At 68.3% G+C, this 13,125-nt stretch carries 14 protein-coding genes; 2 read left to right on the top strand and 12 right to left on the bottom strand.

The genetic code is table 11. The features are described from left to right. Positions 1 to 168: 168 nt before the first annotated feature. Positions 169 to 579 (top strand): hypothetical protein, encoded by a 411-nt coding sequence (locus AC1Q5B_RS17555; protein ID WP_492632756.1) that lies wholly within the window; start codon positions 169 to 171, stop codon positions 577 to 579. A gap of 151 nt (positions 580 to 730) precedes the next feature. Continuing rightward, the gene (locus tag AC1Q5B_RS17550; RefSeq protein WP_492632755.1) at positions 731 to 1,045 is read left to right on the top strand and encodes a hypothetical protein; all 315 of its coding nucleotides are present in this window, start codon (positions 731 to 733) and stop codon (positions 1,043 to 1,045) included. Between the two features lie 36 nt (positions 1,046 to 1,081). Here the strand turns inward: AC1Q5B_RS17550 and AC1Q5B_RS17545 are convergent, their stop codons facing one another. The 12 genes from AC1Q5B_RS17545 to AC1Q5B_RS17490 form a co-directional block, all read right to left on the bottom strand. After that, positions 1,082 to 2,587, bottom strand: coding sequence for a sensor histidine kinase (locus AC1Q5B_RS17545; protein WP_492632754.1), 1,506 nt, complete (start codon positions 2,585 to 2,587; stop codon positions 1,082 to 1,084). Between the two features lie 3 nt (positions 2,588 to 2,590). Beyond that, entirely contained in the window at positions 2,591 to 3,031 is a 441-nt protein-coding gene (locus tag AC1Q5B_RS17540) for a response regulator (RefSeq protein WP_492632753.1), read from the bottom strand. Then, complete coding sequence (locus AC1Q5B_RS17535) at positions 3,028 to 4,830, bottom strand: sensor histidine kinase (protein WP_492632752.1); 1,803 nt, start codon at positions 4,828 to 4,830, stop codon at positions 3,028 to 3,030. The genes AC1Q5B_RS17540 and AC1Q5B_RS17535 overlap by 4 nt, the downstream gene beginning before the upstream one ends. Before the next feature lie 103 nt (positions 4,831 to 4,933). Beyond that, positions 4,934 to 6,073: a GGDEF domain-containing protein gene (locus AC1Q5B_RS17530; protein ID WP_492632751.1), complete on the bottom strand. Its 1,140-nt coding sequence runs from the start codon at positions 6,071 to 6,073 to the stop codon at positions 4,934 to 4,936. Between the two features lie 175 nt (positions 6,074 to 6,248). Next, positions 6,249 to 7,307 carry an S-methyl-5-thioribose-1-phosphate isomerase gene (mtnA, locus tag AC1Q5B_RS17525; RefSeq protein WP_492632750.1) on the bottom strand — a complete coding sequence of 353 codons (1,059 nt, stop codon included), beginning with the start codon at positions 7,305 to 7,307 and terminating at the stop codon, positions 6,249 to 6,251. 49 nt (positions 7,308 to 7,356) lie between these two features. Next, on the bottom strand, positions 7,357 to 8,112 hold the full coding sequence (locus tag AC1Q5B_RS17520) for a DUF3011 domain-containing protein (RefSeq protein ID WP_492632749.1): 756 nt from the start codon (positions 8,110 to 8,112) through the stop codon (positions 7,357 to 7,359). Positions 8,113 to 8,219: 107 nt separating this feature from the next. Next, on the bottom strand, positions 8,220 to 9,239 hold the full coding sequence (gene epmA / locus AC1Q5B_RS17515; RefSeq protein ID WP_492632748.1) for an EF-P lysine aminoacylase EpmA: 1,020 nt from the start codon (positions 9,237 to 9,239) through the stop codon (positions 8,220 to 8,222). Beyond that, complete coding sequence (ligA, locus tag AC1Q5B_RS17510) at positions 9,236 to 11,581, bottom strand: NAD-dependent DNA ligase LigA (protein WP_492632747.1); 2,346 nt, start codon at positions 11,579 to 11,581, stop codon at positions 9,236 to 9,238. The genes epmA and ligA overlap by 4 nt, the downstream gene beginning before the upstream one ends. Positions 11,582 to 11,616: 35 nt before the next feature. Beyond that, positions 11,617 to 11,964 carry a type II toxin-antitoxin system PemK/MazF family toxin gene (locus AC1Q5B_RS17505; protein ID WP_492632746.1) on the bottom strand — a complete coding sequence of 116 codons (348 nt, stop codon included), beginning with the start codon at positions 11,962 to 11,964 and terminating at the stop codon, positions 11,617 to 11,619. 14 nt (positions 11,965 to 11,978) lie between these two features. After that, positions 11,979 to 12,230: an AbrB/MazE/SpoVT family DNA-binding domain-containing protein gene (locus AC1Q5B_RS17500; protein ID WP_492632745.1), complete on the bottom strand. Its 252-nt coding sequence runs from the start codon at positions 12,228 to 12,230 to the stop codon at positions 11,979 to 11,981. Positions 12,231 to 12,399: 169 nt separating this feature from the next. Beyond that, positions 12,400 to 12,759 carry a GFA family protein gene (locus AC1Q5B_RS17495; RefSeq protein WP_492632744.1) on the bottom strand — a complete coding sequence of 120 codons (360 nt, stop codon included), beginning with the start codon at positions 12,757 to 12,759 and terminating at the stop codon, positions 12,400 to 12,402. Positions 12,760 to 12,801: 42 nt separating this feature from the next. Further along, positions 12,802 to 13,092, bottom strand: coding sequence for a hypothetical protein (locus tag AC1Q5B_RS17490; protein WP_492632743.1), 291 nt, complete (start codon positions 13,090 to 13,092; stop codon positions 12,802 to 12,804). Positions 13,093 to 13,125: the final 33 nt, after the last annotated feature.

Here is a 13,125-nt window from a genome sequence, read left to right as displayed (position 1 = left end):
GGGAACGCGCGTTTCCTTGGGAAAGATGAGGCACCACGTTGCCACACGGGGCCTCGCACCGTCCCGGACTGTCGCGATGGAGGCCATAGGCGGCCGTCATGCGGGACAGGTCGCGCTTCATCCAGAGGGTTCCCACCTTGGCCCGGCCTTGCGCCAGGGAGTGGACCCATGTCATGCCAGCCCGATCCCCTCGCCCATGCGTGGCGTGACGACGCCATGCCCTGCGCCGTCGTCGACATCCACTCGGAACTTCGCTTCTGGGAGGACACCTACGCCCGCCAGGATTTCCATCGCCCCGGCACGCCGTTCCGCCACTACGTGCCCACCCTCAAGTTCGCGTACGACATCTATCTGCTGTCGGGGCGCCGCTCGCTGCAGGAGCTCCTGCCCACCCTGCCCGCGCGCTACGACGCTGCCGTCCTGCGCGGCATCCGTCTGGACTGGCCGCTGGCGTCGGCCGTCATCGCGCGCGTCTGGGAGCGTCTCAATGCGCCGCTGGAAGAGGAGCCGCCCTTGTTCGCTCCACCGTCGGTAATGGACGAACGTGCGCTGCTGCAGCAGGCGATGCAGCGCCGCTGAGCGATCGCCTTCACCCGGTGATGGCAAAGGTGAATCGAAAACGCGCTGCGCGGTTAAACGACGGTTAAAACCGCCTTTATTTCACTTAAGCATCACCGCGGCGAACAAAAAATCCATCGCGTCATCACCACACCGACCCGGGGGATTCGCCATGGCCAGCCTGCAACAGCGCACCGCACAGACCGCGCAGATCGTCGATATCGACGCCGAACTGGCGTACTGGAAGACACGGCTCAACGAGGACACGTTCCAGGTCGTCGGCGCCACGGTGGGCGACCTAGAGCAGTGCCTGAAGATCGGCTACGACGCTTACCTGCTGCACCATCGGCAGGAGTTCGACGAGATCGCGCCATCGCTGCGCGACCGGCTGCAGCGGCACTGTCCGGATACGCCGATCGGCTGGTACCGCGCACAGCCCATCATGCGCGCGGTGTGGCAGCGGCTGAAGCCCGCCGGCCACGTCTGATCGCGTTCCGGCGCGCCTGCGATCCCGGCGGGGTCGTCAGGCGCGCAATCCCAGCGCGTGTTCGATCGCACCGAACAGCGCCTGGACCTGTACCGGCTTGGTCACCGTCGCGGACTCGCGACCATCGGGCGGCCTGCCCGGCTCCTGCAGGCGGACCACCGGACCTTCGAAGCCCGCCTCCTGCAGCACCGCCAGCACGTCCGCCGTCGACAGCAGCAGGATGTCGTCGTCGATGATCGCCAGCGCTGGCATGCCGTCGCGTGCGATCTGCTGCAGCGCGTTCGCACCGTCGGGCGCCATGACGGGATCGTAGCCCTGCGCGGCCAGCGCGTTGCCCAGCAACGACAGGCGCGTGGCGTCGCCATCGACCAGCAGGATCCGGCGCCCCGCGCCGTCGGCGAACGCGGCGTCTTCGATGCCGGTCCATTCCTCGGTGGCGGGCGCGGGCAGGTGCAGCTCGAACGAGGTGCCCTTCCCCAGCGTGCTGCTTACCTCGATGCGCCCTTTCACCGACTCGACGATCCGCTTGCACGACATCAGGCCCAGCCCGGTGCCGCTGCTCTTGGTAGTGAAGAACGGGGTGAACAGCTGCTGGCGCGTGGCTTCGTCCATGCCGCTGCCTTCGTCGGTCACGCGCACCACCACGTACGGCTGGCCATCGGCCGCCACCGTCGTGTGGGCCGACAGCGTCAGCTGCCCCCCGCGCTCGGCCATCGCCTGGATGCCGTTGAGGCACAGGTTGATCAGGCACTGCTGGAATTCGGTGTAGTTGCCCTCGATCAGCAGGTCTTCGGGCGGTTGTTCGACCGTCAGGCGCACCTGCCGCGACAGGCTGCCCTGCAGCAGCAGCTGCACCGCGCTGAACAAGGCGGCCACGCTGATCGTCTCGCTGGCCTTGCGCGAACCGCGCACGAACGACAGCATCGAATCGGCCATCTCATGGCCGCGCTTGCCGCTTTCCGAGATCACCGCGCCCAGGCGCAGGATCTTCGGGTCGTCGCTGTAGGTGGACAACAGGTCGGGTACGATCAGCAGCGGTTGCAGGATGTTGCGCAGGTCGTGGCTGAGGCCCGCGGCCAGCATCGCCAGGCAGTCCAGCCGCTGCGACCGCATCAGTTCGCGTTCGGCGTGCTCGCGCTCGCGCTCGGTGCGTGCCTCGCGGATCGCGCGTGCCACCGCCGCCGGCAGACGTGCCGGCGAATGCTTCAGCACGTAGTCGCTGGCGCCTTCCTGCAGCGCCTTGACCGCAGCCTCTTCACCGATGGTGCCGGAGAAGAACACGAACGGCAGGCGTGCGTCGTGGCGACGCAGGATCTCCAGCGCCTGGTAGCCGGAGAAACCCGGCAGTTCCATGTCCGACAACACCAGGTCGAACGGGTCGCCGGCCAGCGCGGCGCGCATCTCGTCCGCCCCGTCGACGCGCAGGAACTCCGCCTCAAGGCCCGCATCGAGCAGCTGTTCGATCAGCAGCTCGGCATCGAGTTCGGAGTCCTCGACCAGCAGGATGCGGACGCGACCCAGCGGAGTTCCGGAATGCGGCACGACTCAGTCCCTGACAGGTGTTTCGTTGATGACGGCCCAGAACGTGCCAAGCGTCTTCACCGCCTGGAAGAACTGGTCGATGTCGACCGGCTTGACCACGTAGGCGTTCACGCCCAGGTCCCAGCTGCGCGCCAGATCGCTTTCCTCGCGCGAGGACGACAGGATCACCACCGGCAGGTGGCGCAGCTTCTCGTCGTTGCGGATGTGCTTCAGGACTTCCAGCCCGTCCATGCGCGGCATCTTGATGTCCAGCAGCAGGACCGACGGCATGCCTTCCTCGCGGTTGGCGTGCGCCCCGCGGCGCAGCAGGTAGTCGAGCGCCTCGACGCCGTCCTCCACATGCACGATGGGATTGGCCAGGTTGGCCTCGCGCAGCGCATCGATCGCCATTTCGGCGTCGGCCAGGCTGTCTTCGGCCAACAGGATGGTGCGGATGTCGCTCATGCGTCTTTCTCTCGGGAGGGCGGTGCATCGAGCGCCGCGGGAAGGGTGAAGAAGAAGGTGGCGCCCTGGTCGGGCGCCGCTTCGGCCCAGATGCGGCCGCCATGGCGACCCAGCACGCGTCGCACGCTGGCCAGGCCGATGCCGGTACCGGCAAACTCGCTGGCCTTGTGCAGGCGCTGGAACACGCCGAACAGCTTGTCCGCGTACGCCATGTCGAACCCGGCGCCGTTGTCGCTCACGGTGAACAGGTGGCTGCCGTCGTCCTGCTGACGGTGCTCGACCCGGATGATCGCGCGCTCGCGCTGGCTGCTGTACTTCAGGGCGTTGCCCAGCAGGTTGCCCCACACCTGGCGCATCATGTTCTCGTCGGCCAGCACGATCGGCATCGGCGAGATGTGCCATTCGACCCGATCCGGGCGTCCTTCATTGGCTTCGTTGGCATCGAGCATCGCGCGCGCTTCGGCCACCTGCGACTGCATGTCCACCGCCTGCAGGCGCAGCGCACTGCGGCCCAGGCGCGAATAGACCAGCAGGTCGTCGATCAGTTGCGACATGCGGCGCGCGGAGTCGCCGATCACGGTCAGGTAATGGCGACTCTTGTCGTCGATACCCTCGCCCAGGTGGCGACCCAGCTTGTCGGAGAAGCCGGCCACGTGGCGCAACGGCGCACGCAGGTCGTGCGAGACCGAATAGCTGAAGGCTTCCAGCTCGCGGTTCACTTCCGACACCTGGTCGACCTTGCCTTCCAACTGGCGGTTCAGCGCGGCGATCTCCTGCTGCGCGGTCTTCTGCAGGGAGATGTCGCTGACCGTCATCAGGACGGCATGGTCATCGCTGTCCGGCAGCGGCATGCGGCGCGCGTTGATCAGCACGGTGCGCTGCAGGCCGTCGGCGGTCTCCTGCTGCAGTTCGTAGTCCCACAGCTCGCGCCCGCGCGCCAGCACGTCGTCCAGGCGCTGACGCATCACCTTGTCCTGCCAGGCCGCGCCCAGATCGTCCAGGCTGGCGGCCTTCTCGGCCTTGCGGATGCCGTACAGCTCGGCGAAGGCGCTGTTGTGCATCTGGATATGCTGCTCGCCGTCCAGCAGCACGATCGGTTCGCGCACCGTGTCCAGCACCACCAGCGCACGCTGGCTGGCCTGCGCGGTCTGCTTTTCGGCCGCCAGCCGGCGAGCCACCTGCCGGCCGAGCGCCATCAGCACCAGCGAGAGCAGCAGCAGCTGCGCACCCAGCGCGACCATCCGGATCAGCTCCATCCGGCGGCGCTGCTCGGTGGCATCCTGACTGCGCTCCTTGAGCAGCGAGCGCTCGTCGTCCAGGATCTCGTTCAGCAGGCCACGGATCGGAAAGCGCGTGGCCAGCGGCGCCACCACGGCCCCTTTGTAGGCTTCCGGCGCTTCCAGCAGCTGGTCGACCACCTCGATGCGGGCATTCACCAGCTCCCGCAGGCGCCCGATGCGGACCAGCTGCTCCGGATTGTCCACCGTCAAGCGGGCAAGTTCCTCGAAACGCGCCGGCAAGGACTTGCGGCCGGTCACCAGCCGCTCGCGCGCCAGCGGGTGGTCGGCCCCCAGCGCGATCAGCATGGCCGAGCTTTCCATCTCGCGGACATCCAGCGCCAACCCCAGCACGGTGGCTTCCACCTCGTGGGTGTGGATGACGACGTCGGCGGCTTCCTGGTTCGCGCGCGACAGTCCCTGCAGCAGGATGACCGGGACCACCACGATCAGTACGACCACCAGGCCCAGCAGGGGCAGGCGCGATTTTTCCCACAGCGTGCGGGTGCGTTCTTGGTTCATGTTCCCCTGGCGTCGGCGGGACGCGTAAGGGCACCGACTTGCCCGCGCGAACTTCCCGGGGATGCTATCGCAGGGTCGTCACATTTGGAATCAAAATAGCCGTTCAGGAAACACCGGCGACGTGGACACGATCACGGCCGCTGCGCTTGGCTTCGTAAAGGGCCAGATCGGCACGCCGCATCTGATCGCGCAGCGACTCGCCGGGCAGGTACTCCGCGATACCGGCGGAGAGCGTGGCGACGACGCCGCCATGCGCCTTGCCGAACTCCCGGCGCACGCGTTCGGCGAACGCCTGCGCGGCCACCGCATCGTCCCCGTCCAGCAACACCGCGAATTCCTCCCCGCCGATGCGCGCCGCGCATCCGTTCGCGCCGACGCGCGCACGCATGATGTCGCCCAGCCGCTGCAGCACGGCATCGCCGCCGTCGTGGCCATGGTCGTCGTTGATGCGCTTGAAGTAGTCGATATCCAACACCACCACCGCCACCGGCCGGCCGGCTGCCGTCGCCTGCGCATGCGCAGCGATGGCACGGTCATTCCAGCCATTGCGGTTCAGCAGCCCGGTCAGCTCGTCGGTGTGCGCCTGCCGCACCAGCCGGCGGCGCATCTGCCACGCCGACACGGCGAAATCCGTGCGGTAGCCCGCCAGCACCAGGCCGAAGCCGATCGTCGTCAGCGTGTACAGCCAGTACAGCGCGGTACCGGTCCCCGGCGCGCCGTACAGCACGATGCGCAGCTGCGCCATCACCACGATCAGCAGCGCCAGCGCCAGCAGCGACATCGGGCGGACCATCAGCGCCATCAGCGCCAGCGGCAGCAACTGGAACAGGCCGGTACGCAGCGCCAGCTGTCCCGTCGCACCGGGCAGCGGCATGCTCATGAAGATGCCGGTCAGCAGCGTGCCGGCCAGAATCAGTATCAGCCGATGTTGCCAGTGCCGCAGGCGCGCGACCCCGGCCGCGCAGGCAGCCACGCCCATGGCCGCCAGCAATTGCGCCCAGACCGGGTACCCGATCGACGGCGTCACCCGTGCGAGTTCGAACAGTGCGGTGATCGCCAGCAGCACCGCGCCGCACAGCAGGACACCGCTGACGATGGGACGCGTCGCCCGCTGCTGCGCCTGGACCAGGTCCTCGCGCTCCTCGGCCGTCAGTGAACGGGTCGAGCGGCGTGACAGCAGGACCCGCAGGCTGTGCAACAGGCCCGGAACGGCGATCGGTGCGTGGACGAGGCGTGCGCGCATGCGCGATTCCTGGACGGGATGTCTGCCGCAATGCAACGCGCGTGCCACCCGTCCGGAAGCAGTGCTTCGTGGGGTATGACGGCGGCGCCTCAGCCGCGCCATGGCACCCGCATGCCGCCGCGCGCGCATGATCGACGCGCAGCGTCGCTATCGATCCGCCGGACGGCGCGCCGGGTCATCCGCCGAACGCGGCCCGCATGCGCGCTTCATCCGGCTGCTCGATCACGCCCTTCTCGGTGACGATGGCATCGATCAACGAGGCCGGGGTGACGTCGAACACCGGGTTCCACGCCGCCACGCCCTCGGCGACGATGCGCGTGTTGCCGATGCCGAGCAACTCGGCCGGGTCGCGCTCCTCGATGTGGATCGCGTCGCCGTTCGGCGTGGCCATGTCCACCGTCGACGACGGCGCCACCACCATGAACTTCGCGCCGTGGTGGCGCGCGGCAATGGCCAGCTGGTACGTGCCGATCTTGTTGGCGGTATCGCCGTTGGCGCAGATGCGGTCCGCGCCCACGACCACCCATTGCACGGCCCCGGTCTTCATCAGGTGCGAGGCGGCGGAGTCGGCGATCAGGGTGGCGGGAATGCCGTCCTGCTGCAGCTCCCATGCGGTCAGGCGGGCGCCCTGCTGCCACGGCCGGGTTTCGCCCGCGTACACCTTGCCGATGCGGCCCTGCGCCACCCCGGCGCGGATCACGCCCAGCGCCGTGCCGAAGCCGGCCGTCGCCAGCGAACCCGTATTGCAATGGGTCAGCACGTCGCTGCCCTCGCCGATCAGCGCCGCACCCAGTTCGCCCATGTGGCGGTTGGCGGCCAGGTCTTCCTCGGCGATCGCCAGCGCTTCCAGTTCCAGCACGCCGCGCCAGTCGCTGCCGGCGGTGCGCAGCGCGGCGCGCATCCTCGCCAATGCCCAGGCCAGGTTCACCGCTGTCGGCCGCGCGTCGTTGAGGCGCTGCAGGGCGGGTTCGAGCTTCTCCAATGCCTCGGCCGGCGTGGCCGCCAGCACCTCGCGCGAGGCCAGCACCACGCCCCAGGCGGCCGCGATGCCGATGGCCGGCGCGCCGCGCACGGCGAGGTCGTGGATGGCCGCTGCCACGTCGTCGCCGGTCGTGCAGCTCAGGTACTCCACCACGAAGGGGAGCTTGCGCTGGTCCAGCAGTTCGAGTGCAGTGCCGGTCCAGCGGATCGGACGGATACGGTCGTAGCGGGCGTAGTCGATGGCGTCGTTCATGCCCGCATTGTAACGGCCCGCCGTGAGCGGGCCGTTCCCCCCACGGAACTCACCAGCTGCGGAACTCGCCCCGGCAGCCCGACGTCACCCACACGCCCCGGTTGTCACGACCCCAGGTGCGGCCCTCGATGCAGGCGCTGCTCGACAGCTGGCGGACCAGTTCCACCCGGCGGCCATCTACGCCACAGGTACGCGTCCGGCCGTTGTCGGACTCGCAACGGAACGTGCGCCCGCTGTTGCCGTTGTTGCCCCACCCGCCGCCGTTGCCCCACCCGTTGCCATTGCCGCGACCATAGACCTCGAACTCCCCCCGGCAGCCCTGGGTCACCCACAGGCCACGGCGATCCTGGCCCCAGGTCCGGCCTTCCACGCAACGCGAGCTGGAAAGCTGGCGGACCAGGCGCACGTCGGCGCGTGCGGGAATGGAACAGGTGCGTGTACGGCCGTTATCGGATTCACAGCGGATGCGCTGGCCATTGCCGGCCCAGCCGCCGCCATTGCCCCAACCGCCACCGCGACCGCTGGTGAACTCCGCACGACAACCGCGATCCACCCATATTCCGTTGCGCCCCTGCCCCCACGTGCGTCCCTCTTCGCAACGGGTGCTCGACAGCTGCCGGGTCAGCTGTACGCCGCCGCGCGTATCCATCGGGCACTCGCGGTAGCGGTTGCTCGGCGATTCGCAGCGGATGGTCTGGCCGCCGCCGGAGTAGCGGTCGTCGTATTGCGGCGCAGCCTTGGCCGCAGCGGTGCCGAGCAATGCGGCGGTTCCCAGCATCAGCGAAGCGATCAGTTGGCGTTCCATGGCAGCGTCCTCGTGGGTGTTGGCTCGCAATCTACGGAGCGAAAATGAACACGGGATCACGAAACCGTTTGCAGGCGGCACGTACGCCGTTCGTGTTTGGCTGGCTTTCAGGCGCGCGCGAAATCGAACGCCAGTACCTCGGCGATGCGCGGCGTATCCAGCATCGCCATCAGCAGCCGGTCCACGCCCAGCGCCACGCCAGCGCACGCCGGCATGCCGTGTCCCAGTGCGGCCAGCAGACCTTCGTCCAGCGGCGGTACCGCTTCACCGCGTGCCTGCCGCACCGCGACGTCGCGCTCGAAGCGCGCGCGCTGTTCTGCGGCATCGGTCAGTTCGTGGTAGCCGTTGGCCAGTTCCAGCGGCCCGAGGTACAGCTCGAAGCGCTCGGCCACCGGCACGCCATCGCGTTCCACGACACGCGCCAGCGCCGACTGAGTAGCCGGATAGTCGTGGACGACCAGGATTTCGTCGCGTCCGAATGTGGGCTGCAGCGCATGCGTCATCAGCAGGTCGAGCCAGTCGTCGCGGTTCAGACCCTCGCCGTCGACGGCGATGCCGGCCGCGGCGTTGCGCACCACGTCTAGATCGGCCGTCATCGGATCGAAGCCGAGGCGCCGCCGATAGAGCTCGCGGAAGCTGATCCGCGACGCCGTCGCCCGCCGCCCGATCATCGCCAGCGCCGCCTGCACCAGCGCCACCGTCTCCTCGATCAGCGGCTCCAGCGTCCAGCCGACCCGGTACCACTCGAGCATCGTGAACTCCGGATTGTGCCGCCCCCCCGCCTCGCCATCGCGGAACACGCGACCCAGTTCGAAGCAATCGCCGACACCCGCCGCGAGCAGACGCTTCAACGGGAACTCCGGCGAGGTTCGCAACCAGCGTGTCCGCGGTGCACCGTCCGTGCGCCCCGAGAAGTCCAGCGAGAACGAGGCGATGTTGGCGTCGGTATTGCCCGCGCGCGACATGATCGGCGTCTCGACTTCCAACACGTCCCGCGCGAAGAAGAACTCGCGGACCAGACGATTCACCCAGGCGCGCAGGCGCAGCGCATCGCGCGAACCGGAGGGCGCCCAGGCGAACTCGGCGACACCGTCCGCCCACGTCGGCCCAGGTCGCCAGCGACTCATGCCCCATTCCCATGCTGCGCCAGAAACGCGAGCAGCTGCGCTTCATCCCAGACCTCGATGCCCAGCTCCTGCGCCTTGGCGAGCTTGGAGCCGGCAGCTTCGCCGGCGACCACCAGATGCGTCTTCTTCGACACGCTGCCGGCCACCTTGGCGCCGAGCGCTTCGAGTTTCTCGCCGGCTTCGTCGCGGCTCATCGCGGCCAGGCCGCCGGTGAGCACGACGGTCTTGCCGTCGAGAGGACCGGCGGACACGGCGACGTCTTCCGGCGTGATCGCCAGCAACTCGGTCAGCGCGTCGCCGCTGCGCGACAGCAGCTTGGCGTTGGCCTCATCTTCCCGCCAGGCGGCGAAGGCATTGGCCACCTCGCTGGGCAGGCCGGCGGTGACGAAGTTGTGCACGGGTGCGTCCAACAGCGCCTCGACCGACGGGAACGCCGACGCCAGTTGCTCGGCACGGATACGGGTGACCTTGGGGATCTCCAGGTCGACCAGTACCGTAGCCAGGTCCAGCCCGGCGCGCAGTTTGCCCGAGGGCGCATGCGTATCGCCGATCACTACGCCGCGCGCCAGCAGGTCGTCGATGGCCTGCTGGTTGCCGGGCTGGTCGAAGAAGTGGCCGAGCGAGCGCGCCACCTCGCCGCCAATGTCCGGCACGCGCTTGAACAGCGGCCACGGCAGGCGGCGGATCAGTTGCAGGTCGCCGAACCACACCGCAAGCGCTCTCGCCGTGCTCTCGCCGACGTGCTGGATGCCGAGCGCGAACAGGAAGCGCTCCAGCGTGGTGGTGCGACTCCGGTCGATGGCCTCGATCAGGTTGTCGGCCCACTTGGTCGCCACCTTGCCGGCCTTGACGGTCTCCGGTGTGGTGCCGTCGCGCTCGTCCACGCGGCGCTTCATGTCCAGCAGGTCGTCCCGCGTCAACTTGTACAGGTCGGCGATGGAGGCCAGGTAGCCCAGATCGGACAGGTCCTCGATGTAGCGGTCGCCGAGGCCCTCGATATCCATCGCACGGCGCGAGGCGAAATGCCGCAACGATTCCTTGCGCTGCGCCGGGCAGCTCAGTTCGCCCGAGCAGCGCCACACCGCCTCGCCTTCCTCGCGCACGATCTCCGCACCGCACACCGGGCAGTGCGTCGGCATCTGCCACGGCACGGTGCCGTCGGGACGACGCTCCAGGATCACGCCGGCCACTTCCGGGATGACGTCGCCCGCACGGCGCACGATGACGCTGTCGCCCACGCGCACATCCAGCCGCGCGATCTGGTCGGCGTTGTGCAGGGTGGCGTTGGTGACGATGACGCCGGCCACATGCACCGGCGCCAGCCGCGCGACCGGGGTGGCGGCGCCGGTACGGCCGATCTGGATCTCGATGGCCTCGACGGTGGTGGCCTGTTCCTGCGCCGGGAACTTGTGCGCGATCGCCCAGCGCGGCGCGCGTGAGACGAAGCCCATCTCGCGCTGCCCTTCCCCGTCGTCCAGCTTGTAGACCACGCCGTCGATGTCGAACGGCAGCCCGTCGCGCGCCTCGCCGATGCGGCGGTAGTAGTCCAGCAGGCCGTCGGCGCCTTCCACCACGTCGCTGAGGCTGCTGACGGGGAAGCCCCAGGCGCGCAACTGCTTCAGCGTGGCCGAGTGCGAATCCGGCAGCTCGCCGCCCTCCACCAGCCCGGTGCCGTAGGCGAAAAAGGCCAGCGGCCGTTGCGCGGTGACGCGCGGGTCCAACTGGCGTAGCGAACCGGCCGCGCCGTTGCGCGGGTTGGCCAGCACCTTGCCGCCGTGCAGGCGGGCGTGTTGGTTGTACTTCTCGAAGTCGGCACGCGGCATGTAGACCTCGCCGCGCACTTCCAGCACCGCCGGCCAATCGTTGCCGCGCAGCCGCAACGGAATGGCCTTGACGGTCCGCAGGTTGGCGGTGACGTCCTCGCCGGTGGCGCCGTCGCCGCGGGTGGCGCCCTGCACGAACGCCCCGTCCTCGTAGCGCAGGCTGATCGCCAGGCCGTCGAGCTTCGGTTCGGCGGAGAACCGGAGCGCTGGACGCTTCAGCCTGTCGGCGATACGGCGGACGAAGTCGTGCACTTCCTCGTCGCTGAAGGCATTGCCCAGCGACAGCATGGGGATGGCGTGACGGACCTCGGCGAACTTCCCGGCCGGCGCATTGCCGACGCGCTGGGTAGGGGAATCGACGGTGACCAGCTCGGGATGCACGGCTTCCAGTTCATCCAGTTCGCGCAGCAGGCGGTCGTACTCGGCATCCGGGATGCTGGGTTCGTCCAGTACGTGGTAGCGGTAGTTGGCGTCCTCCAGCTGGCGGCGGAGGTCGGCGATGCGGGCGGCGGGTTCCATGGCGCGATTCTACCGGCCGGCACCCGGTGCGAGGGTCACTCCAAGATGGCGCGCAGCGCGTCCAAAGCTTCCTGCACCAGGCCGTCCGGCGCCCTCTCGATCCGCTTGAAGGTACGCGCACGCGCATCCACGGTTCGCGTCTGGTCGCACAGGACGACCCCTTGGGTACGCAGCCCCGTACCCATCAACGTCACGCTGAAGCCATTCACACGGGCCGCCTGACCGCCCTGCGTGATCGGGGCCACGAGCAGCAGGCCGGAAGCCTGGTTGAAGGCGCTGGCGGACAACACCAGGACCGGAGGTGCACCACGGATCTCAAGTCCGTGCGTCGGGTCCAGGCTCAGTTCCAGAATGTCGCCGCGCTGCGGGATTCCCTTGCCCATGATGTCCGCTCCTCCTAGAGCAGTTCGCGCCCGGCCGGCGTGTCGTCGAGCCACGCCTCGTCCCTGTTCCATGCCGCGGGCGTAGCGGGACTGGCAGCCAGCCGATCCGCCAGCGAACGCCGCGCCGGCGACACCGTCAGGGTGCGACCTTCCACCATCAATTCCACGACCGACCCTGCCTCGACGGCCAAGGTGCTGGCGATGGCTTTCGGAATGGACAGGATGATGGAGCCACCGGATTGGCGGAGGATGGCGGTACAGGACATGTCGGCGCCCGATGAAGTTTTACTCAGGTAAAACTACGTCACTCTTCCCTCGATTGCAAGCAAGCAGCAGGGTCTTCCGGTGACCGGTCGAGCACATTGGGATTACTGAGCGGACAACACCTGATGCGACTCCAGCCGAATCACCTTGATGGTCACCGCGGGTGTGCGATCACGGCATGCCCGCCCCCACCGTCATCCGCACCGCGATGCCGGCGGGATCGAACCCGTCGAGGCAATACACGTTGATGCCGTAGTAATCCGGGGTGACGCGCTTGCGATGGAACGGGTAGATGCCGCAGACCTTGCAGAAGTGGTGATGCGCGGTGTGCGTGTGGAACCGGTACTCGGCCAGCGCGTCACCGCCGGCCAGCAGGCGGAAGGCGCTTTCGTGCACCTTCACCATCAGCGCGTTCTTCTTGCGGCAGATCGAGCAATCGCACTGCGTCAGTTCGGGGAAGTCGGTGTCGATCTCGAAGCGGATCGCGCCACAGTGGCAGCTGCCGGTGTAGGTCTGCAAGGGGCGGCTCATGCGTCATCCATCGGAGGGTGGTTCGAACGGGACGCCGACATGCTATCGCGTGACGAGCTCGCGCCAGATCAGCAGAATCTCTGCCGCGTGCGCGGCCCGCTCCTGCGTCCCCGGCAATCCCATCGATGCCTCTGCGATACCGACAAGATGGGCGACCAGCGTGTCCGCATCCGCTCCGCGCCACAGCAGGCCACAGACGCCATCCACGTAGCCGTCGTACTCGTCGCGCGCCTCGGGTGTTCCCGCCACGCCGATGGGATCCCACAGATAGTGCAGCACTTCACTGACGGCGCGATGGAGCGCAGCGGCTTCCGTTCCCGAGGTCAAGGTCATGGCGAAATCTGGTGCAAGGGAGCGCCAGCGTAA

It is taken from the genome of Pseudoxanthomonas sp. GW835-FHT14C01 (assembly GCF_058793715.1).
The sequence above is the reverse complement of the archived record's forward strand: the minus strand, read 5'-3'. Positions and strand labels throughout refer to the sequence as shown.

Bases quoted from the DNA above. Each gene is read 5' to 3' on its own strand.
- AC1Q5B_RS17555 (WP_492632756.1), top strand. From the start codon at position 169: ATGTCATGCCAGCCCGATCCCCTCGCCCATGCGTGGCGTGACGACGCC.
- AC1Q5B_RS17550 (WP_492632755.1), top strand. From the start codon at position 731: ATGGCCAGCCTGCAACAGCGCACCGCACAGACCGCGCAGATCGTCGAT.
- AC1Q5B_RS17540 (WP_492632753.1), bottom strand. From the start codon at position 3,031: ATGAGCGACATCCGCACCATCCTGTTGGCCGAAGACAGCCTGGCCGAC.
- AC1Q5B_RS17535 (WP_492632752.1), bottom strand. From the start codon at position 4,830: ATGAACCAAGAACGCACCCGCACGCTGTGGGAAAAATCGCGCCTGCCC.
- AC1Q5B_RS17530 (WP_492632751.1), bottom strand. From the start codon at position 6,073: ATGCGCGCACGCCTCGTCCACGCACCGATCGCCGTTCCGGGCCTGTTG.
- mtnA (WP_492632750.1), bottom strand. From the start codon at position 7,307: ATGAACGACGCCATCGACTACGCCCGCTACGACCGTATCCGTCCGATC.
- AC1Q5B_RS17520 (WP_492632749.1), bottom strand. From the start codon at position 8,112: ATGGAACGCCAACTGATCGCTTCGCTGATGCTGGGAACCGCCGCATTG.
- epmA (WP_492632748.1), bottom strand. From the start codon at position 9,239: ATGAGTCGCTGGCGACCTGGGCCGACGTGGGCGGACGGTGTCGCCGAG.
- ligA (WP_492632747.1), bottom strand. From the start codon at position 11,581: ATGGAACCCGCCGCCCGCATCGCCGACCTCCGCCGCCAGCTGGAGGAC.
- AC1Q5B_RS17505 (WP_492632746.1), bottom strand. From the start codon at position 11,964: ATGGGCAAGGGAATCCCGCAGCGCGGCGACATTCTGGAACTGAGCCTG.
- AC1Q5B_RS17500 (WP_492632745.1), bottom strand. From the start codon at position 12,230: ATGTCCTGTACCGCCATCCTCCGCCAATCCGGTGGCTCCATCATCCTG.
- AC1Q5B_RS17495 (WP_492632744.1), bottom strand. From the start codon at position 12,759: ATGAGCCGCCCCTTGCAGACCTACACCGGCAGCTGCCACTGTGGCGCG.
- AC1Q5B_RS17490 (WP_492632743.1), bottom strand. From the start codon at position 13,092: ATGACCTTGACCTCGGGAACGGAAGCCGCTGCGCTCCATCGCGCCGTC.